Raw genomic sequence first — 21,629 nt, forward strand, 5'->3', positions numbered from 1 at the left:
CCCCGCAACAGAGGTGGAACCGTGAAGTTCGTCGTCATCGCGACTCCTGTGCCGTCCGTCGACCGCACTCCCTTACAGGCAGAGGAAACTCGTGCCGTGCAGAGCCTGCACCGCCGAGGTGTCATCGAACGCGTGTATTCGCGTGTCGACGGCGCGCAGTCGTTCACGTTTGTCGAGGCAGAGTCCGCAGCGGCGGCGCAAGCCGAGATCGAACACCTGCCCTTCTATATCGCCGGCGCGATGACCGTCGAGATCCACGAGGTCAGGCACGTCCTGTAACTCGGCACATCGAACGATCGGGCGCGGCCCTCACTCCCCCGTGACGATGCGAGCCAGGTCGAGTCCATGCCCAAACAGCGGTCGACAGGTGATCACCTCGAAGGGCACCGAGATCAAGGGTGCAAGCCGCCTGCGGAGTTCGGCGCCGTTGTCGCGGTGGAGATCCCGATCATGCGGGCTCGCCCACAGTTCGTAGAGCCACACGTGTTGATCGTTCTCGTCGTCCACCTGGACGGTCTGGACAAGCGTGCCGGGCTCAGTCGCGTCGAGCGCGACGATCTCTTGCAGTATCTCGAGCACCGTGTCGCGGTTCGCGTCGTCAACCGTGACGCGGGTGAGTGTCACGAATGCGTCGGGATGGTGAACCATCAATGCCTCCAATTGTCGCCGCGCCGTGCGGCGGTTTCTCCGAGTTCCATGGACCACACTTAGTATAGTGCCTACTTGACTTGTTTGCGAAGGAGTCATTAGGCTCGATTTTCCAGCGGCGTGGGTACAGAGCCGGAGGACAATAGTCCGCACTCCGGTGAGTCGATCATCACCCGGAGCCCCCTTCGCCATGCCCCGGTCCCCCGCGAAGGCACTACCGTTGCGACAGAACAGGAGACATCCCAATGGGGAGGCTCGAAGGTAAGGTCGCCTTCATTTCCGGCGCCACCCGCGGTCCAGGACGCCGCCACGCCGTCCGGCTGGCTTCCGCCGGGGCCGACATCGTCGCTGTCGACGCAAGCGGTCGGATCGATACCGCCGACCATCCACTGGCAACTGTGGACGAGTTCGAGCGGACGATCGCGCAGGTGGAGGAACGGGGTCGCACAATTGTGGCGTCGTTTGTCGATGTTCGCGACCGTCAGGGCCTGCGCGCTGCGGTCGACGACGGGGTCAGAAGACTCGGAGGCCTCGATGTCGTCGTCGCCGTCACCGGTAACCTGCCAATTGCCGGCGCCGATGGCCGGGCAAGATTCGTCGACGCCGTGGACGCAGACCTCATCGGGGTGATGAACACCGTGGCGGTGTGTCTGCCGCACCTGAAGCCGGGTTCGTCGATCGTCGTTGTCATCACGTCGGCGGCGCCGGGCACCGCGAGAGGCGCGCCGGCACCTGAACCTACGGGTCGAACCTGGGCGCGATGGACAGCCATGCGTTATGTCGACGCCCTTGCCCGACAACTGGCTCCGCACGGAATCCGAGTCCACACTGTGCAGGAGACCGTCCGGGAATGTGCGCGCGACAGGGACTCTGCGGGTCAGCGAGCTGGCGTCCACCCGAGCGGGGCGCAAGGTGGGAATCGTCCGTCGAGCAGCGGACAATTCCGGTCCGATCGGCGGCACTCCAGGTGAAGCTTATCTCGATGCCCTTCCATGACAAACATCGACCGGCGTGATCGCAGCGATGACGTTTGGTGAGTCACGCGTTGCGACCATTGGTGGTCGATCGAGATTGCTGGGCTCGCCTTTCACGCTGGGCCCTGGCAGACCACACCGTCGCCGAGGCGCTTGGGCAGTGACAAAGGTCGTCCATTCCCTGCCCCGAGGCATCGATCTGCTCGGCCAACCGGGCTGGCGGAAGCTCGCCGACGACGGTGGCGGCAGCGCCGGATAACCTCGGCGCTGCCGCAACCGTCGACGCATGCGAGTCGGCGAAACCTGCACGTTGCAGGACGGCGGATTGGACCGTGTTTGATGCCCAGCTCCAGAATGGCCGACGCGCTTACATCCCCTTTGCGGGCTCAGCCTTGCACACAATCGGTGAAGCTCTTGCCGGCGGGGCGAGTTGACCGCCGGCTGCGCCGAACACATTTACGCCGGAATCCTTCTCGCTATGGATTGGCCAGTGCGGTTGGCCCGTGCGCTACGGCGTCGCGACATCTCAGGAGGGCGTCGAGGCGCCGCTGCGTGCGACCGATGTCGGCGGCAGGTTGGTATGACGTGTTGCGTAGGTCATCGAGTCGTTGCCGACATACGGCTATCTCGCCGTCAAGGCGGGTCGCCGCCTCATCCAAAGTGAGCAAGTCCTGATCGTCCCAGTCTGACTCACCGAGCATCTCTTCGGCCGGGATCACCGTTTCCTCAGTCATGCGCGCGGGAATCGGAAGAGTTTGCGGGCATTTGTCTCGACGATCTGGTGTACTTCGTCGGATGGTACGGCGTGGCACATCTCCTCGACGATCTTGCGGCTGTTCGGCCAGAACGAGTCCGAGTGCGGATAGTCGCACTCCCACATCAGGCGATCGACGCCGATCGCGTGCCGGTTGTCGATGCCGTATTGGTCGACGATGAAGCAGCCCCAGATGTTCCGCCGGAATAGTTCGGAGGGACGCACACTCTGGTTGATGTTCTGATAGAACCGATGTCGCTCCCAGATCAGGTCCGCTCTCTCCAGTAGCCACGGGATCCAGCCTGTCCCCCCTTCCGAGAGAGACACCTTTAGGTTCGGAAACGTGTGAAATACCGGCGAGAAGAGCAGATCCGAAGTCGCGGCCATCGAATTGGTCCCCATCAGATTCATCATGACGGCCATGGGAGCGTCGTCGGACGTTCGCTGCACCTGACCCGATGTTCCGAAGTGGAGATTGATCACGATGCTGCGTTCCTCCAGGACCGCAAAGAGCGGATTCCAGTGCCTGGAGTGGAACGAGGGATAGCCCAGCTTGGCTGGATTCTCTGGAAGCGAGATCGAACGGATGTCGTGGTCGGCGATTCGATCGAGTTCAGCGATTGACTCGTCGAGGTCCCAGAACGGCAGAATCGCCATCGGGATGAATCGGTCCGGATACGGGGTGAACCACTCCTCGATCACGAAGTCGTTCCAGGCCCTGATGCAGAGGCGGGCGAGTTCGCGATCGGCGAGGGTGCTGAAGAGGGTGCCCGCAAAGCGCGGAAAGGATGGGAACAACAGAGCCGCCTGCACACCGTCGACATCCATATCGGCGACCCTCGCCGCTGGGTCATAGCAGCCCGGCAACATCTCGTCGAACCGGACCGGGTCGGTGCCGAGCTGATCGCGCGGCTTTCCTGCCACGGCGTTGAGTCCGAGCTCGGGATAGATCTGTCCGTCGAGCTGCCACACCTGACGGCCCTTCGAGACCTTCTGCCCGAATCCGTAGGAGTCGATCTCGTCGCCGGTCGTCTCCACGATCGTCGGTCCGATGTCACGGTATTTCTGCGGGAGGCGGTCCCGCCAGACACGGGGGTGCTCGATGAGATGGTCATCGACTGAGACCAGCTGCATGTGTGATTCGAGTGGCATGAAGTCTCCTTTTGCCAAGCAGATGCGCTTGGATGGTCTGTTCGACTCGAAATATGGTGCTGGTCACACATGTTAGACGTTCGTGGCCTATATCATCAAGGGCTGCTGATACTTTCATGGTCGCAAGGGCAATCGAAAAGTACGATGTCGGCTTCCAATACGGGCAGGTGAATGATGTTTCGTGTGATGCTGATGGAATTGACCACGCTGCGAGCCTCGCAGTTGAACCTTCCTGATATCGACTGCGGGGAGCTGGCGCCGGTGGGTGCGTTCGCGGTCGATCGGATCCGATTTGGTGCTCGTGTTCATGCACGGACATTCCGTTGATGTCTGACGGTGTGTCGCACGCGGGGATCGTTCGGCAGCTGAGCGTTGCACTCCAGATGGCAATTTGGTGGCGAGCACGGCATGACTTGGCGGAGTTCTTCGTGCAATATGCCGGCGACAAGTCAGGCGTCCGCGGATCGAGACCTGGTCATCACCGCCACTTCTGTCGCGCCACTGAAATGAAGCCTATTGTGAGCCAGAGGCGTTCGCGTCCGCTGGCGCTCCCCCTTGGGATCAGTCGCGACACCCTGCCAGGTGTTTCGCTCGTGCGGGTGCAGCCGGCCACCAAGGCCGCATCCTCTCTCATTCGGCCCGGCGTCGCCGCTGGGGTTGAACCACGTCGAAGCTGCGGCTTGGCGTCAGCGAGCGCATAACCATCCCACGCGGCACCGTCGGGTCCGCCCCGCGGAGGGACCCGCGGTAAGCGCGTTTGTCAAACGGATGGCACCTGTGGCACTACTCCGCGCGACCTCAAAGCTAGCCCGAGTCCTCAGGAAGTTATATTGCCCAACACCTTCAAGGTCAGGGCCACAACGCGAATCCGGCGGCTTGGGTGTGCTCTAGCGATCGAGCGCGGCCATCGCGGAGAGCCCGTAGATGTGCTCGGAGGACGTGACACCTTGCTGAAGTCGAGCCAGCTGGAGCCTCGCAGCTGCTCGGAGCCGGCGGTTGTACTCACTGATATCGATCGAGAATGCGGCTGAAACGTTTTCAGGAGAAGGACCCCCGAGCGGTTCCCAGAGAAGCGCAAAGTCGAGAATGTCGCTATCGCGATCGCTGTGCCACATTTGAATTCGGCCTCGTCGCCTACTCTATATTTGCGTGTGTTCGTGGGATCCGTCGGACCGCTCGGTGCCCTGGTCCATCCAAACCGAACATCGAGGGTCTTAGGGTCCGGACTGGGAGACGTTCGTTCGACCACTGTGCGGATATGCGCTTGCCAAGCTTCTTAGTTCTTCTCGAGTACAGTCGGATTCGGCAACTACGTTCCACAAACGGTCGATGAACCGGTGCGATGTCATTCCGAAGTGGACAAATATTTCCGCCTCGGTAGCGCCACCGTACGGTGCCCACTTGCTAGCGAACGCGATGAGGATCTCCGCCTCTGGATTTCTGTGTTTGCGGTCGGCGTCGATGGTAGCGGCACGGCGCCTCTGGCGCAGTCGGCGATACTCGTTACAGTTCATGGTTTCGTACCTTGTTCAGGAATAAATGCGCCGTGCGAATTGAGGATTTCCTCGCCGCGGCGAGATGTGTGCTTGACCCCGGTCGTTCTCTGACGATGTCGACCAGCGCGCGTACGGTGGATTTCGTCCGCACGTGGTCAACCTCGCTCGTCTCGCGCCAGACGAGTAATCAGTGCGACGAAGGGGTGCTCACCGAGGACATCTCGGCGATCCACTCGTCGCGCACGGTACGTTTGACGACCTTTCCGGTGGCGTTCTGCGGTAGTGGTTTCAGACTGATTCGCCACCGGGTGGGTACCTCGAAATACGCGAGTTGCTCGCGTGCGAACGCGGCCAGTTCCTCCTCGGTCACGGTCGAGTCGTCGCGCAGAACCACAATCGCACCGACCTCTTCTCCGAGGTTCGGGTGGGGTAGCCCGACCACGGCCACCTCGCGGACACCGGGGTGTTCGAGCAAACGGTTCTCCACGTGGGGCGTGGCGATGTTTTCACCACCGCGGATCACGATGTCTTTGCGACGGTCGGTGACATAGAGGAACCCGTCATTGTCGAGTCGGCCGATGTCGCCGGTCCGTAGCCACCGGTCCGGCGTGATCGGATCGTCGACGGGCTCGAGCGAGCGCTCCTCCGCCTTCCAGTACTGCAACATTACCGATGGGCTGCGGACGAGGATCTCGCCTTCACCGTTCTCGTCCGGGTTTTCGATCCGGATAGTGACCACGGGTAGTGGGCGTCCCACAGAACCGGGCCTGCCCACGAGATCGGCGCCGATCCCGGTGGCCAGGACACCACCGCCCTCGCTGAGCCCGTAGGTGACCGCAACGCCCCGGGCGGCGTTCGGAAACCACCGCGGAACCTTGTTCCGCAGTTGGGCGCCGACCGGAGAACCGCCCAGACCGACTGTTCGCACTGATGCGGCACCTTCGTGCCCCACTGCCTCCATGTGGTCCATGACGCGGCTGACCAGCGTCGGAACCGTCGACCACACTGACACCTGTTCCTCGTCGAGCAATCGTAGAACCTTCTGCGGATCGAACCGTCCCTCCGTGAAGACGAGGGATCCGCCCGCGAGCATCGGGGTGATGATCTGCTGCAGTCCACCGACGTGGAAGAGAGGGATACTCAGCAGCGCAGTGCTCGGCGCGGGCAGCTGACTACTTGTTCCAGGCAGGCGGCGGGTCAGCAGCGCGAGGCTCTGCAGGGTTGCCAGTACGCCTCGGTGCGACAGGACTGCCCCCTTGGGCAGCCCTGTTGTCCCGGAAGTGAACAGGACGATCGAGGCGTCGTCCTCGGTCGCGGCAGGACGGGTGATCGCGGGGGCGTCGTCGCCCTCGAGTGCCTTGTCGATGTCGTCGAAACCGATCCGCTCCTGGGTATCCGGCAGGAGGGTTGCCCGCACGTCGTCGGCGACGACGTAGCGGGGCGTCACTGTGCGTAGCGCGTGATCCACCTCGGTCCGGCTCCACCAGGCGTTCGCCAGCACGACCACAGCACCCGATCTGATCGCCGCCCAGAACGCGACCACCCATTCGATTGAGTTCGCCCCGAACAGCATGACGCGATCCCCGGGACGCACGCCGCGTTCATCGAGTAGCGCGGTGATCCGGTCGACGGCGACTTCGTGTTCCGCGAACGACATGCGTCGCGATCCCTGTACGAGGTAATTTCGGTCGGTGAAGCGTCGCCCGTCGGCGAGTAGGTCCGCGATGTGATGTCGGCGCTTGATGAAGCTGAGGCACGGGTGGCCGAGGACCTCGATCTCCGCTACGTCGCTACCCCATGAATCGTCGGATTCGATGATGTCCGTCATGGTGCTCGATATTAGTATAGTGGGTATTTACTTTTCAAGAGTGATGCGCTGGACCGGTCAGCGGGGAAGCCCGAGAACGCGCTCGGCGAGAATGTTCCGCTGGACCTCGTCCGTCCCACCACCGATGCGCAGACCGGGTTGTCCCAGGACGAGTTCAGACCACATGTAGGTTGCGGGCTCCCCGGTGTCCGCGACGATTCGGGGCCCCAACGCATGCGATACCAGCCGGCTGAGCGATGCCAGGTTGTTCGTCAATGCGAGCTTGCCGATGGACATCTCGGGCCCCGGACGCTGCCCCGCCCGCAACCGCGCCTGACTTCGCAAGCGAGTCCACTTCGCCACCGCGAGTTCGCTATGCAGGCGCATGAACTCCTGCCGCATCACTGGATCGTCGGCCCGCCCGAATCGGCGCAGAAGCGACGCGAGCCGTTCGGTACTGAGGATTCCGCTGCCCCCGGCGGCCGGACCACCCACCGCTGCGCGTTCGTTCATCAAGGTGGCGATCACCACCTCCCATCCCCGGTCGACCTCACCCAAGCGCAGCTCGTCCGGGATCCACACATCGGTAAGGAACACCTCGTTGAACGATGATCCGCCCGTCATCTGTCGGATCGGCCGTACCGCGACTCCCTCGCTGTCAATCGGCAAGGCGAAGGCAGTGAGGTTCGCGTGCCTCTTGTCGGGGTCGCCGGTGCGGCACACCAGCAAACCGAGGGCACTCAGATGCGCGCCCGAACTCCAGATCTTCTGCCCGTTGATACGCCACCCGTCGCCCTCACGGACCGCGCGGGTCGCGATTCCGGCCAGGTCCGAACCAGCCCCCGGCTCGCTGAACAGCTGACACGCGACGATATCGCCGCGGTGCAGCGCAGTCAGGTACCGGGACTTGGCGGTGTCGGAACCGTATGCGAGCAGCGTCGGGGCGACCATCCCGATTCCAATGTCGTAGATGCGTTGCGCTGGAAACGTGTAATTGCGCTCGAGGCGCTGGTATGCGCGTTCGTGGGCGGAGGACAACCCGGCGCCGCCGTACTGGGTCGGACCGGTGATCCATCCGAACCCGGCATCGAACCGCTGTTGCCGCCACGATCGTGCCGCGGACATCTCGGCGGCTTCCTCGTCGGGGGTCAGATCGGGGAACAGTGCGACTCGTTCAGCGGTGGATGTGCCGGCCTCAGCAGCTCCGTCACTTCTCCACCGATCGGCCGCCGATTCGAGGAATTGTTTTGCTGTGTCAATAAATTCGGAGGGTACATCGACGAGGCTCGTCATGGCGCTTTGCTCGCTTTCCATAAGTTAGTAAGTGATATACCATCTTGCTGAGTGAGGAGCCACGCGGTCAAGAACCGCGGGGACGTCGAGACGGGCAGCGCACCGCGCGCCCCTATCAGCAGAGGTGACATGTCGTGACGTCAGCACTGGACGGGATTCGGGTAGTCGACCTCACTGTGGCGCGGGCAGGCCCAGCGGCAGTCCGGCTCCTCGCCGAGTGGGGCGCCGAGGTCGTCCGTATCGAGATCCCCGGAGAGACCGGCGGAATTGCGGCCGACCACAACAGCTCGGATTACATCAACCTGCACGGCAACAAGCGACTTGTCACCGTCGACCTCAAGGATGTCCGCGGTAGGCAAATCCTCGATCGACTGCTCGAGTCCGCTGACGTCCTGGTCGAGAACTTTCGGCCCCCGGTCAAGAACCGCCTCGGTATCGACTATCCGACTCTCGCAGAGCGGTTCCCGCGCCTCGTGTACGCGAGTATCTCCGGATTCGGGCAGGACGGACCACTCGGCGACAAGGGTGCGGTCGACCAGATCATCCAGGGGATGGCCGGGTTGATGAGCCTTACCGGGACCGTCGAGGCCCCGCCCACCCGGACGGGCATCGCGGTCGCTGACATGGCTGCGGGATACCTGCTCGCCAATGGCACGCTCTTGGCCCTGCTCGAGCGCCATGCCAGTGGGCGGGGGCAGTGGGTGCGGGTGTCCCTGATCGAGGCGTTGCTGTCGATGCTCGACTTCCAGGCCGCGCGGTGGACTGTCGACAAGGAAGTCCCGGAGCGGGTCGGTAACGACCACCCCACGATCGCGCCGATGGGAACATTCGGCACCGCCGACGGTTATCTCAACGTCGCAGCACCCAACGACCGGCTGTGGTCCCGGTTGTGCGAGGCTCTCGGCCATCCGGCGGAGTTGTCCGATCCGGACTTCGCCACGGTCGGAAGCCGTTTCCATAACCGGGAGCGGCTGAAGCAATTACTGGAGAAGTTCTTCTCCTCGCAGACGCGTGCCGAGCTGATTGCGCGTCTTGACGAGTTCGGCGTCCCGTGCGGGCCGGTGAACACCGTCGAAGAGGCGTTCGATGATCCACAGGTACGCCACCTCGGCGTCGTGGAACAGATCGTCCATCCCGTCCGTGGTGGCATCGGCGTCCTTCGCAGCCCGATCACTATGAGCCGCACCTCTGCGGTATCGAAGCGTCCGGCCCCGGGTCCCAGCGCGGACACCGGGGATGTTCTTCGCGAGCTCGGTTACACGCCCGAGGCTATCGCTGAGCTTCGCGGCGACGGCGTCGTATAGGCGGGCGGCGATCCCCCACGAATCGGGTCTTGTCGAGCGTGGGGGATCATCGCGGATCGGCTACTTGGAGGTCTTTTTCCTCTGCTTCTCTCGGACACCACTGGTGAACAGCGTCGTCAGCCGTTCGGAGGCCTCCGGCAGGTCGAGCTTGCGGTAGCGCAAGATCAGGTCTAGTCCGATCGCCCATTGCGATCCGAGGATCGCCCTCCGGACCAGGTCCGGTTCCAGGCCGCGGTCCGCCCACCCCATTCGATCGGCGATGAGCACACCGATTCGGTCCAGAATCGGCTTCAGCGATTCCTGGTAGAGCCGTCGACCACTGGCCAGTTCGGAGTACAGGGCGACGGCCTGGATCGCTGCCGACTCCGTGTAGAAGCGCAGGCACCGTTCGTTCACGGCGTTCATGAATTCGATCCGGTCGTCGTACCGGTCGTAGAAGGCCTGGATGTCGTATGCGAGAGCGGCGAGACCGGTGCGGAGCGGCTCCACGATCGCAACCTCGTACATTTCCTCTTTGGAGGCGAGATGGCGATACAAGAACGCCTCGGTCACGCCTGCACGCTCGGCGATCTCCTTTGTCCGCGCGCCGCTGTAGCCCTGTTCGATGAATACCTCGCTGGCCGCGGCGATGATCTTCTTGCGCCGTTCGGCTGCCGATAGGCGCACCTGTTTGGGTCGCTCGACCGCTGTTCTTGGGTCAGCGGCCCCGTCCTCGTCCGCGTGGGAATCCTTCGCTACTCTGCCGGTCTGTCGTGCCATTTCTCACCGTCCCTGGAACTGTGGGCTGCGCTTGTCGAGGAAGGCTCGGCGGCCCTCCGCGAAATCCTCTGACTGTCGGCATTGTGCAGCGAGTGCTGCGAGGGTTTCCGAGTCGCGGTCGCCGGCGCATTTGCGACTTTCACCTAGGGCGCGCTTTGTCGCGGCGATCGCGAGCGGCGCGTTCCGGGCGATCGAACCGGCGACCTCCTGCACGGTGGTCAGCAGTTCTTCGGGTGCAGCGACTGCGTTGACCAGCCCGGCAGCATATGCCTGGTCGCCGGACCAGTTGCGCGCGGTGAGGAGCAGTTCGGCTGCGCGCGGGTATCCCACGGCGGCGACGAGTGGATCGACGTCGACATAGGCCATTCCCAGGCGGGCAGCGGGGATCCCCACTAGCGCGTCCGGTGTCGAGTACCGCAGGTCGGTCGCCAGTGCCAGTGCCAATCCGCCTCCGAGGCATGCTCCCTCGATCATGGCGATCGAGGGGACGGGGAGCTTCCGGACTCGTGCAAGCATGGCTTCGTAGTGGGTATCGAGCGATGGTGCATCCGCTGGCTCCGGAGTGTCCGCGACGGCGCTGAGGTCTGCCCCCGCGCAGAAGGCACGACCGCCGGCGCCTCGAAACACGACTACACGGGCGCCGGCGCTGTTGATCAGGTCGTCGAGGACCTGCGGGATCGCCCGCATCATGTCGGGTGTGAGTGCGTTGCGTCGTTCGGGAGTGTTCAGCACAACCCAGCCGACGCGTTCGGTCACCTCGACGAGGATCTGATCGGTCGGTGAATTGACCGTCACTACTGCACCACCTTCTGTTTCCCGCCTGGAAGATTGTATATCGATTACTTCGATGACACGAACGGTCTCGTGGGCCGATCACGACGTCCGAGTGTGGGTCGTTGTTTTTCGCGTGCGTCGCGGCGGCCTGCGCCTATCGCGGTCGTCTCCCCACACCGACCGCGAACATCGTGGTCACCTGTTCTGCCACGACAGGTACGTCCACCGGCTTGTTCTCGAGCAGGTGTTCAAGCGCGATGGTGAGATGGATGCCGATCATCGCATCGACGAAGAGGTCGAGCTCGATCGCCTTGGTTGGATAACCGGTGATGTCGGGGATGACAAGCGCGAGCACGTCGCGCAGTCGGGGGAACAGGTAGTCGGCGTAGAACTGGTTTTTTCCGGTTCCTCCCGATAGCAGCGCCGCGGCCACGAGGGGGGCGATCTCGACCATGCAGCCCAGTAGGAGTTCGTGTGTGCGCCGCACGACTTCGACCCGATCGACGTCGTTGCGGGCGGCCAGCTCGCGGGTGTCGTTGCTCAGAACGGTGATCATCCGATCGAGAGGTTCGTCGATCGCGAGTTGGAAAAGCTCGTCCTTCGAATGGAAGTGGCGGTACAGGTATGCCTCGGTGATGCCGGCGCGATCCGCGATGTCGCGCGACCGTGCACCGTTGACGCCTTCTTCGACGAAAACTTCGCGGGCCATGGCGATGATCTGGGTCCGGCGTTCAGCGGCGGTGAGTCGCTTGCGCGCTTCCGGCCGATCTCCCGGCGCAATTGATCGGGTCATCCCCCGAACTCTAGCAGTGCCGCTCGCCGAGGCTTCGGAAATATGCGTGATTGTAGTAAATGACACACCATAAAGCTGATTAATCCCAGGCAGAGTGCGTATTTAGAAACCCCCGTTGTCAACTTTGATAGTAAGTACTTGACAACATACCGGCATGGAGGCATGCTCGAATCCGAGACCGGCTCCCATCCGGGACGTTGAGGCCCTGCATGGACACTCCGACGCCGGTCGCCCTGCGCGCGATCTCGACACGGCCTGACCGTTCGACGCGACGCCGACACGCATGACTCCCCGACCGAGCACACCGAATGGAGCTCCAGATGTCGCAATCCGTGGTCGACCACGTCACCGGCAATAGCGAGGACAAGTACGCCAAAATCACCGACCGAGCGCTCGACGACCTACGCAGCCTGATCGGTGTTCCGATCACCGACACCGTCGAACCGTGGTGCTACGAGGCCACCCGGGACAACATCCGCCACTACGCCCACGGCATCGGCGACGACAACCCCCTGTGGTCGGATCCCGATTACGCTGCCACGACGCACCATGGCACTCTCGTCGCGCCGCCGAGCTTCGCGTTTGCCCTGAGTCGGATCCTGTCCGGGTACGTCGGCGGACTGCCGGGCGTGCACGCCATGTGGGCCGGCGCGGACCTCACTTGGCACCGGCCGATCCTGCGCGACACCCGTGTCCGTACGTCGGCATACCTGAAGGATCTCGTCGAGCACGACACACGCTTCGCGGGCCGGGCTTTTCAGCAGATCTACCACGTTGAAATTACGTCCGAGGGAGGCGAGCCGCTGGTCTCCGGCGACTCCTGGTGCTTCCGCACCGAACGTGACGCAGCGCGCGAGCGGGGTTCGAAGTACAGCGAGCAGAAGGCACTCGGGAAGACTCGTTACACCCAGGACGATCTCGACCGCATCTATGCGCTGTACGAGCAGGAGTCGATCCAGGGCGCGAAGCCACGGTACTACGAGGATGTGGAAGTCGGGCAGGAGCTTGCCCCGATGGGCAAGGGCCCGATGACGGTGACGGGGTTCATCGCGTTCGCACAAGGTTGGGGTGGTCTTTACATTCGCGCCAACAAGATCGCGTATCAGCAGATCAAGAAGCACCCCGGTCTCGGGATCCCTAACGCTCTCGGCATCCCCGACGTCCCCGAGCGCGTGCATTGGGAGGAGGAGCTCGCAGCCGATGTCGGCACACCCGGTGCCTACGATTACGGCCCGGAGCGTTGCTCCTGGCTGACCCACCAGCTCACGAACTGGATGGGCGACACCGGTTTTCTCGCACGGCACACGGCGCAGATCCGTCACCACAACATCGTTGGTGACGCAGTGACCATTACCGGTCGAGTAACCGACAAGAGCATTGACGAGCAGGGGCGCTCCTGCGTCACGATCGAACAGCAGGCGCATAACCAACACGGCAACGTGTCCGCCATCGGTACCGGAGTCGTCGTGCTCCCCAATCGCACCGTCTGAGGATCCCACGATCGCATACGGCGGATCCGCCCCCGTGTCCGCATGGGGCGGATCCGCCGTATACCTGCGTCAATTTCTAGTGCTCGCCCAATGTAGATCCGATCGAACAAGACACTGGTACACCTTCGGACTACTCATGAAGTCAAACGGTCCATCAGGAAGTGGCGATAGCCTTCCCGCACAACTGGTCTCGCACCAACCCGGTCGATCGCGCGTATGTGAGCTCCCGTATGGAACTGAGATCCGCTTCTTCAGGCGGCCGGTGCTGCAGCCGCCTCACCTGGCTGTCGCTTGCCGTTTCGCATCGGGGCCCTGGACAAGCACGCCCGCCCAGACCTGTCATCACAGGAACCATTCGGTCCCCGCATATGCAGGTCGGGGCGGGCATCAGCCGTATCATCTGCCGTCAGGTCGGGACGGTGCACGACCGCGGGCGGGCCACAGTCCAGCCACGAACTGTGTGATCGCCGCATTTACTTCGGAAGCATGGGTGCGGTGTGGGTCATGGCCTGCACCTGCGACATCGCACAGACGCGCGCGCTTCATGCGGGCCGCGATGTAGGCGCCACCGTCGAGGTAGACCTGTCGGTCCTCCGCGCCGCGTACGACAAGTGTCGGCAAATCGGACCCCGGTAAACCCTCGGCCACAACGAAATCCGTCATCCGCACGACGCGTGCCGTCTTTGCAGGCAGCGACAACGCGGATGTCATCCGATCGATCATCACATTCCAGCGCGTGATCCCGGTGTGGCTACGGAAACCGGGGCCGGTACTGATCAGCACGACTCCGAGGACTGGCGCTGCGGTCGTCAACGCACATCGGAGTGCGACGTACCCGCCGACCGAGTGTCCGACCAGCACGACCGGTCGGCTCGCCTGCGCCACCAGGGCCTCGAGTTCGGCCGTCGTCGTGCCGATGTCGGCGTCGGTTTCCACCGACCCGTGGCGGTCGCCGTGTCCGGGCAGATCCCAAGTCCGGATGTCAAACCAGGGTGTGAACGCGCGCACCTGGGCCTCCCACGCGGCCCGCGAATCGCCGTAGCCGTGGGTGAGGATCATGGTCGGGCGTGGGCTCACCCCCGGTTCGGAGTCCATGTTCAACGGAATCGGAGCACCCCGTGACTCAGGGCTGTCACGTCGCGTTCCTTTACCTCGACACGGACGAGTATCCGGTCCGATCCGGTCTTCCATGCCGAGACCACGAGTGTCTCGCCCGGGTACACCGAACCAGCGAATCGTCCCGACCACCCACGCACAGCCGCCGGATCCCCATCGAGGAGATGATCGACGACGGCCTTGCAAACCATGCCGTACGTGCACAGACCGTGCAGAATCGGACGGTCGAATCCGGCGCGGGCGGCGAACTTCGGATCGATATGCAGCGGATTGCGGTCGCCGGAGAGCCGGTAGATCGCGGCCTGCTGAGGCAGCGTCGGCACTTCCACGCGCAGGTCGGGTTCGCCGCTCACTTCCCACGGTTCTGGCTGCGGGCCCGGATCTCCACCGAAACCGCCCTCACCGCGGATGAAAAGGCTGAAGCGGTTTGTGCACAGGTCGGTCCCGTCGATCGTGCGGGTGTCTGCGCGCAGGACCAGCAGCGCGGCCTTTCCCTTGTCATAGACTGCCTCGACCGCCGGGGTCGTCACGATTTCCGCCTCGGGAGGAAGCGGGTTATGGACCACGAGTTCCTGCTCGCCGTGCAGCATGGTCGCCAGGTGGTAGTCCAGACCCGGGCCTTGCATGGCGGGTCGGACGGCCTCGAAGCCTGGGATGACACTGAACGTCGGCAGCACCTTGAGCACTCGTTCATTGACGTATCCAAGTTCGCCGGCATGAACCGGATTTGCTCCGGCTCCTAGACCGAGGTGATAGAGCAGCACTCGGTCGGCGTCCCAGCTGTCGTGATGGTCCTTCTGCGGCGTGGACACGGCGAGGTCGGGATCGAGGGGCATGGATCACTCCTGGTGTGAGTCGGGGGGCATTACGTCTGCGCCACGGGTCGGGTACGAAGTCAGGGGCCTGGACTACGCGTGTTGCCGGAATCGGTGGCCGGTGAATAGCTGTGCGGCGATGGCGTTACGCAACACCGGAGGCGATCCACCGGCGACCATCGCGGCGATCGCGTCGCGGTGCAGACGTTGTATCGGGAAGTCCAGCGTCGCACCGTCGCCGCCGTGGAGGAGAACCCCTTGCTGTGTCAGGTTTGGGAGCATTGTCGCGCCGGACAGCTTGGAAACCGTGGAGTCGAGCGGTCGCGGGAATCGCGAATCGATCGCCGTGACCGCGGCCTTGTACGTGAGGAGCCGGTGCGCCTCGATCGCGACATGCATGTCAACGAGTGAGTGGTACGTGGCCTGAAACTCGATGATGGGACGTCCGAATGACTTACGTTCCTCGCAGTACCGGACTGTCTCCTCGTATGCGGCCTCCGCAAAGGCGAGGCTGTAGATCGAATTGTGCAACCGCTCCATGTTGAAAGCGGTCATCAGTTCGGCGAATCCTCCTGCGCCACGGATGAGGTTGATCCTGGGCACGCGGCATTCGTGCATGTGGACCTCACCGTGCGGCAGGCCCCGCGACCCGACGAACTTCGCTCCTGGCTTCAGTTCGAGTCCAGGTGTCCCCTTTTCTACGAGGATGCACCCCACCCCCTTCGCGCCGGGGATGTCGTCGAAACGGGCGAATACGGCGTAGATCTCGTTCTCGGGAGACCCGGTAATGAACCGCTTCGAACCGGTAACGATGTAGTCGTCACCGTCGAACACCGCGGTCGTCTCGAGGTCCGTCAAATCAGACCCGTGGTCCGGTTCGGTCAGGGCGATCGCACAGCCCTTCACCCCGTTGACGATGTCGGGGAGGAATTTGCGCCGGGTCTCCTCCTGTTCGGCGAGCAAGACCATGGAGGGTCCCGGACCTGTAGTGCAGAAAGGGGGTTCGCCGAGGATCCAGCTCTGCGACGAGCGGAACAGTTCCTCGACCACGATGACGTAGTCGAGGGCTGTGCCGCCCTTGCCGCCGTATTCGGTGGGGATGGTGAGCCCGAGCAGTCCTGCCTCGCGCATCGACTCGGTGACCTCACGGTAGGGGCTGGCGTCGTCGCGATCCCAATCCGTGTGTCGTCCGCGCCAGGCCATTCCCGCCTTGTGGGCGCGCTCCTTGAGTTCGAGCTGCTCGGGCGTGAAGTCGAAGTCCATTGTGCCTCCGATTGACCGGATAATATTAGTAGGTACTATACATAGTTAGCAGAAGCTGTCCAGCACGACGCAACCACCATCGCTGAGGTGTAAACCTTTCGGATTGCACTCACCGAGTGAAAACGACGAGGACACGCGATGGTCGACGACGTGGTGAGCATCCACTTCACAAAGGCGGAATCCGGCATGGGTAGGAAGGAGGGTGCGATGAGCACGACGCCAAAGAGTTTCTACGAGAACGCCCAGCGATACCCGGACCGGCTGGCCGTCGTCGACGCCGACGGAACCGAACATCGCACGTACGGAGACCTGCTCGCACGAGTGAACGCCATCTCCAACGCGCTCCGACGCGACGGCCTTGACGCCGGGGACGTTGTCGCGCTGCTGACACACAATTCGCCCGCGTTCTGGGAGATGGAACTCGCCACCGGACAGGTCGGCATGTACATCGTCCCGATCAACACCCATCTGACACCAGATGAAATCGCATACATACTGCGAGACAGTGGATCCTCGACTTTGGTGGCACACAGTGATCTCGCCGAACACCTCACGTCGATCCACGTAGACCTACCCGCGAATCGGTACGCAATCGGCGGCCCGGTCGAGGGATGGCGTTCATACGAAGACCTCTGTGCTGGCGAAGACGACACCCCAACCGACCGAAGATACGGCCCAGTGATGGGATACACGTCCGGGACGACCGGACGACCCCGCGGCGTCCGCCGACACGTTGCCGGGATCGACCCCGAGCGACATGCACACGGTCTGGTCCGCTCGATCCAGTGGGCGCTGGGTGGGCCCGGCGGGGTGCACCTGGTGTGCTCGCCGCTGTACCATTCCGCACCCGGGATATTTTCCACGGCAGCGCTACATGACGGGCAAACAATCGTATGCCGACGGCGGTTCGACCCCGAGGTCACCCTCCGCGACATCGAGCACTTCCAGGTCACCAACAGCCACATGGTCCCGACGCACTTCCGCCGCCTACTCCAGCTACCAACCGAGACCCGACGCACGTTCGATCCAACAAGCCTTCAGGCCCTCGTACACGCCGGTGCACCGTGCCCCGCCGAAACCAAACGGGACATCCTCGCCTGGGTCGGCCCGATCGTCTGGGAGTACTACGGCGCAACCGACGGCGGCCTGGTAAGCATCGTGAGCCCTGAAGAATGGCTCGACCGACCCGGCACCGTCGGCCGCCCCGCCCCGGGAGTGTCCGTGGCGATCATCGATGGAGTCGGGGCCACCCAGCCACCCAACACACCCGGACCGGTGTATCTGCGGGGATCATTCGAGTTCGAATATCACCGCGACCCCGACAAAACGGCTGCGAGCCGCCACGGACCATGGACGACAGCCGGTGACATCGGCTACCTAGATGACGACGGCTACCTGTTCTTACTGGATCGACGTGACGACCTAATCATCTCCGGCGGCGTCAATATCTACCCGCGCGAAATCGAGGAGCGTCTCCTGACGCACCCGGACGTCACCGACGTCGCCGTTATCGGGGTACCCGACCCCGAATGGGGTCAGAGCATTGTCGCGTTCGTCCAACCGTCGGCCGACGTCACGGGCGACGACAAACTGGCCGGGGAACTCCTCGCCCACTGTCGCCAGGGACTCGCCCCTTACAAGCACCCCCGACACTTCAAGTTCCGCACGAGCCTACCCCGTACCGAATCCGGCAAGTTGCAACGCCGATTGCTTCGGTCAGACGACGCGCCGCGATCTGAATCAGCACTCGCACAGAATCTGAAAGCTCACAGCACCGCCACATCTCTGCCGCGACCTGGGTCAAGCAACGGTCCACATGAGACAAGCCTCAACAGGCCACGCCGCGCTACACAAACGAACCGCACGTGAAAGCAATGCGAGATCCTCCGGGATCGAGGTTTCCCAGAGTTATAGCGGCCATGCAGGGGCGAAAGTTGAGTCTAGATCGTCACGGTTGGCTCGCGGGCGCACCACAGCTGCCAATTGTTGCGACTCCTGTCAACATTCATCTGTTGCGACGAACACTGCACAGCGAGCATGAGAAAGCGACTGGGCAATCACTGCCGGGGACAGCGTGCGGTGCGCCCTAGGTTTCCCTTCCGGGGTGCACTCCCCGGTTGGGTGCAGAACCGCCGGCCGGCGGGCATCATGGCGGCCCGGCCGGCGGCTCGAGCACCAGCCAGATACCGCTTATCGTTGCGTTCCAACCTAGGTAGGCGGGGCATAAATCACCCCCGGCGCGCGGCGACGCGTTCTCGTGCGGTTGCGGCTGCCTCAGCGACGGAGCCGCGATGGAATCGGCCATGTCCCGGGCAGGAGAATAGTCGGCGTTCAACTCTCCGATGATGCGCAGCGGCTCCATGGCCGCGGTGCGGTCGTGGTCGAACCACTGCGGCCCTTCCACTCGATTATCCGGAATGCCGGTACGCCCGTCCCTAGGGGAGCCTTAGCGGCTAGCCCGTAGGTAGTGACCACCCGGGAATTCCTGCTCTGCCTTGTCACGATGATCGTTTTCTACGCGTAGGCGGTTTCGTGTTGAGGCCAGAACACTTCGGTGAGCAGCGCCCGCATCAGATCGACGTTCATTCCGGGTGCGCCGGTGAGGAGTTGAATCGCTGCGCCGTCGACGAGGGCGGTGAATCGTGCAGCGAGCTTGAGGGGATCTCGGTCGCCGACGATGCCGGCCTGTTGGGCGTTGGTGACGACGGCGTGTACCAGCGCTCGCCACCGTTCGTAGAGATTGTTGTGGGCCGGGCGGAGCGCCGGAACCAAGATCGCCTCGGTCCAGAACTGGACCCAGACGGACCATTCGTTGCGTACTGCCGGATCCACGGGGAGCTGGCTGTCGATCAGATGGCGGATTTGCGCGGTCGGGTCGTCGCGGAGCTGATCGAGTCGAGCCTGCACGCGCAGAAACATGCGTTCGGCATAGTGCTGGAGCGCCGCGGTGAGGACGTCGTCTCGAGTGGGGAAGTAGTAGTGCACGGCTCCGGTGCTGACGTCGCAAGCTTGTGCGATGTCCGCGATCCGGACGGAATGGAAACCATGGGTGGCAATCAGCTCGGCCGCGGAGTCGAGGATGCGCCGCTCCGGTAGCAGCGAACCGACGTGGGTGTCATTGTCCGGCCGTCCGGTCAGTAGGAAGTCGGTGGAGAGTCCGAGGGCATCGGAGAGAGCGGCAAGTTCGGTCGGCTTGAACGCGCGGGTTCCGGCGAGTGATTTGGACAGCTTGTGGGGGGCCAGCCCGATCTCGGCGGCGATACTGCTCTGGGTGCGTCCCGACCGCGTGATCGCATCACGAATCCGATTTCCGTTCACATATCGAATTTACATCGCAACTCAGGTTCGCGAGATCCGCCGCGCCGCCGCCGCCGAGACCGGGGATCGATAGCGCCGCCGCTCCAGTTTTCGTGTTCCGGCAAAAGCCATTTGAACTGCAGTAATAGACCAAGAATCGACGGAAGCTCCTCGAGGTGCGCCGACAGGGGGTTGACAGCGGCTGAGAGCCCGCTCACACTAGCGACTAACTGATGCGTCAGATTGTTGCGATTGTTCGTGAGGAACGGTCCGAAGAAACCTGACTGGAGAGTTTCTGTGTCAACACCACCCTTGGAGTCGCCGACCGGCGACGCCCCGTCCGCCCCCGCCCACCGTCGAAACGGAATCGAGCGCCGTTCGATCGATTACGTCCCCCGCTCGGAACGTCACGGTAAGGCGTGGCATCTGTGGCCCGTGTGGTTCTGCGGTGATGCGCATCTGACGACGCTGGCCGTGGGCGTCATCGGGGTGAGTCTCGGAACGAATTTGCTCTGGGCGTCCATCGCGATCCTGGCCGGTTGCGCGTTCGGAACCTTGTTCATGGCGGCGCATTCGGCGCAGGGCCCGCACATGGGTTTGCCGCAGCTCATCCAGTCCCGGCCACAGTTCGGGTATGTCGGTGCGCTGTTGGTGTTCGTCGTGGCCATCGCGACGTACATCGGGTACAACGCGTTCAATCAAATCCTGGCCGGGCAAACCTTTCACGACATTCTCGGTTTCGACGCGGACCGGTCCGCGCTGGGATTCACCTTCTTGGCCATGGTGATGGCCTTCCTCGGCTACTCCTGGTTCCACAAGCTGCAGCGGTACCTGTCGTTCATCCTGATCGCCGCGATGCTGATCTTCACCACGAACGTGCTGCTCTTCGATAGCTTCCCCGACGGCCAATTCAGCTTCGACGGATTCTCGGCGACCGCCTTCCTCGCCCAGTTCTTCACCGCCGCCGCCTATCAGCTGAGCTGGGCGATCTACGTCTCGGACTACTCCCGATACCTGCCGGCGAAGGTCGACACCCGCGCGACGTTCTGGTGGACCTACCTGGGAGCAACCATCGGCGGCTCGTGGATGATGCTGATCGGCGCCGCGGTGGCCGCGATGTACCCCGAACTCAACGTCGCACAAGCCCTGGTGGAAACCGGCAACCACGTTTTCGACGGGTTCGGCGAAATACTCACCGTTCTGGCCGTGATCGGCCTGATCACCAGCGCCGCCCAGAACTTCTACGGCTCGTCGTTGACGATCCTCAGTGCCGTGGACTCGGTGCGCCCGATCAAGGCCACCCTCCTCAAGCGACTGGTGGCGCTGCTCGTGGCCGGCGCCGTCGCCATCTTCATCGCCAAGAACGCCAACGACGACTTCATGACCGAGTTTGGCAGCTTCCTCGCCATCATGCTGTACCTGTTCACGCCGTGGACGGCCGTCAACCTCGTCGACTACTACTTTGTCCGCAAGGGTCACTATTCGATCCGCGAAATCTTCAACCCCCGAGGCATGTACGGGCGCTGGGACTGGCGCGGGATCTCCGCCTACGCCCTCGGATTCGCCGCGATGATCCCATTCTTCGTCACCGTCTGGTGGTCCGGCCCGATCGCCGAGACGCTCGGCGGCGCCGACATCGCGATGCTGCCCGGCCTCGTGGTGGCCTCGGTCTTCTACTACCTGGTCTGCCGCAACCTCGACCTCGACGGCGAACGCGCCCTCATCGCCCGGCTCGATGCCGGAATCGACGACGACGGAGTCGACGCAACCACAACCACCCCTGACTCGGCCGTGAACGCACCACTCGATACCGGCCCCGCCGATCCCACCGACGCACTCCCGACCCGATAGCCGCGCCCTCGCACCGCGAGCCGTCCCCGCGCCCGGCCCAACG

The 21,629-nt window shown here is 63.2% G+C and carries 19 protein-coding genes; 6 read left to right on the forward strand and 13 right to left on the reverse strand.

The window, feature by feature from the left end; all coding sequences use genetic code 11:
• Window positions 1-21: 21 nt before the first annotated feature.
• Complete coding sequence (locus OYT95_RS38880; RefSeq protein ID WP_268792910.1) at window positions 22-279, forward strand: hypothetical protein; 258 nt, start codon at window positions 22-24, stop codon at window positions 277-279.
• A gap of 30 nt (window positions 280-309) precedes the next feature.
• On the opposite strand, the gene OYT95_RS38885 is transcribed toward OYT95_RS38880, so the two are convergent.
• Entirely contained in the window at window positions 310-648 is a 339-nt protein-coding gene (locus tag OYT95_RS38885) for a putative quinol monooxygenase (RefSeq protein WP_268792911.1), read from the reverse strand.
• Between the two features lie 245 nt (window positions 649-893).
• Between OYT95_RS38885 and OYT95_RS44875 the strand changes: the two genes are divergently transcribed.
• Window positions 894-1,619, forward strand: coding sequence for an SDR family NAD(P)-dependent oxidoreductase (locus OYT95_RS44875; protein WP_442972597.1), 726 nt, complete (start codon window positions 894-896; stop codon window positions 1,617-1,619).
• A gap of 479 nt (window positions 1,620-2,098) precedes the next feature.
• Here the strand turns inward: OYT95_RS44875 and OYT95_RS38895 are convergent, their stop codons facing one another.
• The 4 genes from OYT95_RS38895 to OYT95_RS38910 all read right to left on the reverse strand — a co-directional run bounded on the left by OYT95_RS38895 (window position 2,099) and on the right by OYT95_RS38910 (window position 7,956).
• A complete protein-coding gene (locus tag OYT95_RS38895) occupies window positions 2,099-2,356 on the reverse strand; it encodes a hypothetical protein (protein ID WP_268792913.1) in 258 nt (85 codons plus the stop codon).
• Entirely contained in the window at window positions 2,353-3,528 is a 1,176-nt protein-coding gene (locus OYT95_RS38900) for an amidohydrolase family protein (RefSeq protein WP_268792914.1), read from the reverse strand. The genes OYT95_RS38895 and OYT95_RS38900 overlap by 4 nt, the downstream gene beginning before the upstream one ends.
• Window positions 3,529-5,211: 1,683 nt before the next feature.
• Window positions 5,212-6,852, reverse strand: a complete 1,641-nt coding sequence (locus tag OYT95_RS38905; RefSeq protein ID WP_268792915.1) for a class I adenylate-forming enzyme family protein — start codon at window positions 6,850-6,852, stop codon at window positions 5,212-5,214.
• A gap of 57 nt (window positions 6,853-6,909) precedes the next feature.
• Window positions 6,910-7,956 (reverse strand): acyl-CoA dehydrogenase family protein, encoded by a 1,047-nt coding sequence (locus OYT95_RS38910; protein ID WP_328286586.1) that lies wholly within the window; start codon window positions 7,954-7,956, stop codon window positions 6,910-6,912.
• Between the two features lie 302 nt (window positions 7,957-8,258).
• Here OYT95_RS38910 and OYT95_RS38915 point away from each other — a divergent pair, with 302 nt between their 5' ends.
• Window positions 8,259-9,428, forward strand: coding sequence for a CaiB/BaiF CoA transferase family protein (locus OYT95_RS38915; RefSeq protein ID WP_268792917.1), 1,170 nt, complete (start codon window positions 8,259-8,261; stop codon window positions 9,426-9,428).
• A 60-nt stretch (window positions 9,429-9,488) separates the two neighbouring features.
• Here the strand turns inward: OYT95_RS38915 and OYT95_RS38920 are convergent, their stop codons facing one another.
• The 3 genes from OYT95_RS38920 to OYT95_RS38930 all read right to left on the reverse strand — a co-directional run bounded on the left by OYT95_RS38920 (window position 9,489) and on the right by OYT95_RS38930 (window position 11,754).
• On the reverse strand, window positions 9,489-10,187 hold the full coding sequence (locus OYT95_RS38920) for a TetR/AcrR family transcriptional regulator (protein WP_268792918.1): 699 nt from the start codon (window positions 10,185-10,187) through the stop codon (window positions 9,489-9,491).
• A 3-nt stretch (window positions 10,188-10,190) separates the two neighbouring features.
• Window positions 10,191-10,982: an enoyl-CoA hydratase-related protein gene (locus tag OYT95_RS38925; protein WP_268792919.1), complete on the reverse strand. Its 792-nt coding sequence runs from the start codon at window positions 10,980-10,982 to the stop codon at window positions 10,191-10,193.
• Window positions 10,983-11,115: 133 nt separating this feature from the next.
• Window positions 11,116-11,754: a TetR/AcrR family transcriptional regulator gene (locus tag OYT95_RS38930; RefSeq protein ID WP_268792920.1), complete on the reverse strand. Its 639-nt coding sequence runs from the start codon at window positions 11,752-11,754 to the stop codon at window positions 11,116-11,118.
• Window positions 11,755-12,074: 320 nt separating this feature from the next.
• On the opposite strand from OYT95_RS38930, the gene OYT95_RS38935 reads away from it, so the two are divergent.
• Window positions 12,075-13,244 (forward strand): MaoC family dehydratase, encoded by a 1,170-nt coding sequence (locus OYT95_RS38935; protein ID WP_268792921.1) that lies wholly within the window; start codon window positions 12,075-12,077, stop codon window positions 13,242-13,244.
• A gap of 396 nt (window positions 13,245-13,640) precedes the next feature.
• Here the strand turns inward: OYT95_RS38935 and OYT95_RS38940 are convergent, their stop codons facing one another.
• The 3 genes from OYT95_RS38940 to OYT95_RS38950 all read right to left on the reverse strand — a co-directional run bounded on the left by OYT95_RS38940 (window position 13,641) and on the right by OYT95_RS38950 (window position 16,438).
• The gene (locus OYT95_RS38940; protein ID WP_268792922.1) at window positions 13,641-14,339 is read right to left on the reverse strand and encodes an alpha/beta fold hydrolase; all 699 of its coding nucleotides are present in this window, start codon (window positions 14,337-14,339) and stop codon (window positions 13,641-13,643) included.
• 2 nt (window positions 14,340-14,341) lie between these two features.
• On the reverse strand, window positions 14,342-15,196 hold the full coding sequence (locus OYT95_RS38945) for a MaoC/PaaZ C-terminal domain-containing protein (protein WP_268792923.1): 855 nt from the start codon (window positions 15,194-15,196) through the stop codon (window positions 14,342-14,344).
• A 72-nt stretch (window positions 15,197-15,268) separates the two neighbouring features.
• Window positions 15,269-16,438: an acyl-CoA dehydrogenase family protein gene (locus tag OYT95_RS38950; RefSeq protein ID WP_268792924.1), complete on the reverse strand. Its 1,170-nt coding sequence runs from the start codon at window positions 16,436-16,438 to the stop codon at window positions 15,269-15,271.
• Between the two features lie 207 nt (window positions 16,439-16,645).
• Between OYT95_RS38950 and OYT95_RS38955 the strand changes: the two genes are divergently transcribed.
• On the forward strand, window positions 16,646-18,307 hold the full coding sequence (locus OYT95_RS38955; protein ID WP_268792925.1) for an AMP-binding protein: 1,662 nt from the start codon (window positions 16,646-16,648) through the stop codon (window positions 18,305-18,307).
• A 277-nt stretch (window positions 18,308-18,584) separates the two neighbouring features.
• On the opposite strand, the gene OYT95_RS38960 is transcribed toward OYT95_RS38955, so the two are convergent.
• Together OYT95_RS38960 and OYT95_RS38965 are read right to left on the reverse strand one after the other, a co-directional pair.
• Window positions 18,585-18,842, reverse strand: a complete 258-nt coding sequence (locus OYT95_RS38960; RefSeq protein ID WP_268792926.1) for a hypothetical protein — start codon at window positions 18,840-18,842, stop codon at window positions 18,585-18,587.
• A 110-nt stretch (window positions 18,843-18,952) separates the two neighbouring features.
• Entirely contained in the window at window positions 18,953-19,756 is an 804-nt protein-coding gene (locus OYT95_RS38965) for a TetR/AcrR family transcriptional regulator (RefSeq protein ID WP_268792927.1), read from the reverse strand.
• 276 nt (window positions 19,757-20,032) lie between these two features.
• Here OYT95_RS38965 and OYT95_RS38970 point away from each other — a divergent pair, with 276 nt between their 5' ends.
• Window positions 20,033-21,586, forward strand: a complete 1,554-nt coding sequence (locus OYT95_RS38970; protein ID WP_268792928.1) for a purine-cytosine permease family protein — start codon at window positions 20,033-20,035, stop codon at window positions 21,584-21,586.
• The last annotated feature ends 43 nt before the right edge of the window (window positions 21,587-21,629 follow it).

The organism is Rhodococcus sp. JS3073 (assembly GCF_026810085.1).
Taxonomy (GTDB): Bacteria; Actinomycetota; Actinomycetes; order Mycobacteriales; family Mycobacteriaceae; genus Rhodococcus_F; species Rhodococcus_F wratislaviensis.

Excerpts from the sequence above, each read along its gene's own strand:
- OYT95_RS38940 (WP_268792922.1), bottom strand. The coding sequence starts at position 14,339 with ATGGACTCCGAACCGGGGGTGAGCCCACGCCCGACCATGATCCTCACC.
- OYT95_RS38950 (WP_268792924.1), bottom strand. The coding sequence starts at position 16,438 with ATGGACTTCGACTTCACGCCCGAGCAGCTCGAACTCAAGGAGCGCGCC.
- OYT95_RS38910 (WP_328286586.1), bottom strand. The coding sequence starts at position 7,956 with ATGTCCGCGGCACGATCGTGGCGGCAACAGCGGTTCGATGCCGGGTTC.
- OYT95_RS38920 (WP_268792918.1), bottom strand. The coding sequence starts at position 10,187 with ATGGCACGACAGACCGGCAGAGTAGCGAAGGATTCCCACGCGGACGAG.
- OYT95_RS38885 (WP_268792911.1), bottom strand. The coding sequence starts at position 648 with ATGGTTCACCATCCCGACGCATTCGTGACACTCACCCGCGTCACGGTT.
- OYT95_RS38930 (WP_268792920.1), bottom strand. The coding sequence starts at position 11,754 with ATGACCCGATCAATTGCGCCGGGAGATCGGCCGGAAGCGCGCAAGCGA.
- OYT95_RS38945 (WP_268792923.1), bottom strand. The coding sequence starts at position 15,196 with ATGCCCCTCGATCCCGACCTCGCCGTGTCCACGCCGCAGAAGGACCAT.
- OYT95_RS38955 (WP_268792925.1), top strand. The coding sequence starts at position 16,646 with ATGAGCACGACGCCAAAGAGTTTCTACGAGAACGCCCAGCGATACCCG.
- OYT95_RS38935 (WP_268792921.1), top strand. The coding sequence starts at position 12,075 with ATGTCGCAATCCGTGGTCGACCACGTCACCGGCAATAGCGAGGACAAG.
- OYT95_RS44875 (WP_442972597.1), top strand. The coding sequence starts at position 894 with ATGGGGAGGCTCGAAGGTAAGGTCGCCTTCATTTCCGGCGCCACCCGC.
- OYT95_RS38895 (WP_268792913.1), bottom strand. The coding sequence starts at position 2,356 with ATGACTGAGGAAACGGTGATCCCGGCCGAAGAGATGCTCGGTGAGTCA.
- OYT95_RS38905 (WP_268792915.1), bottom strand. The coding sequence starts at position 6,852 with ATGACGGACATCATCGAATCCGACGATTCATGGGGTAGCGACGTAGCG.
- OYT95_RS38900 (WP_268792914.1), bottom strand. The coding sequence starts at position 3,528 with ATGCCACTCGAATCACACATGCAGCTGGTCTCAGTCGATGACCATCTC.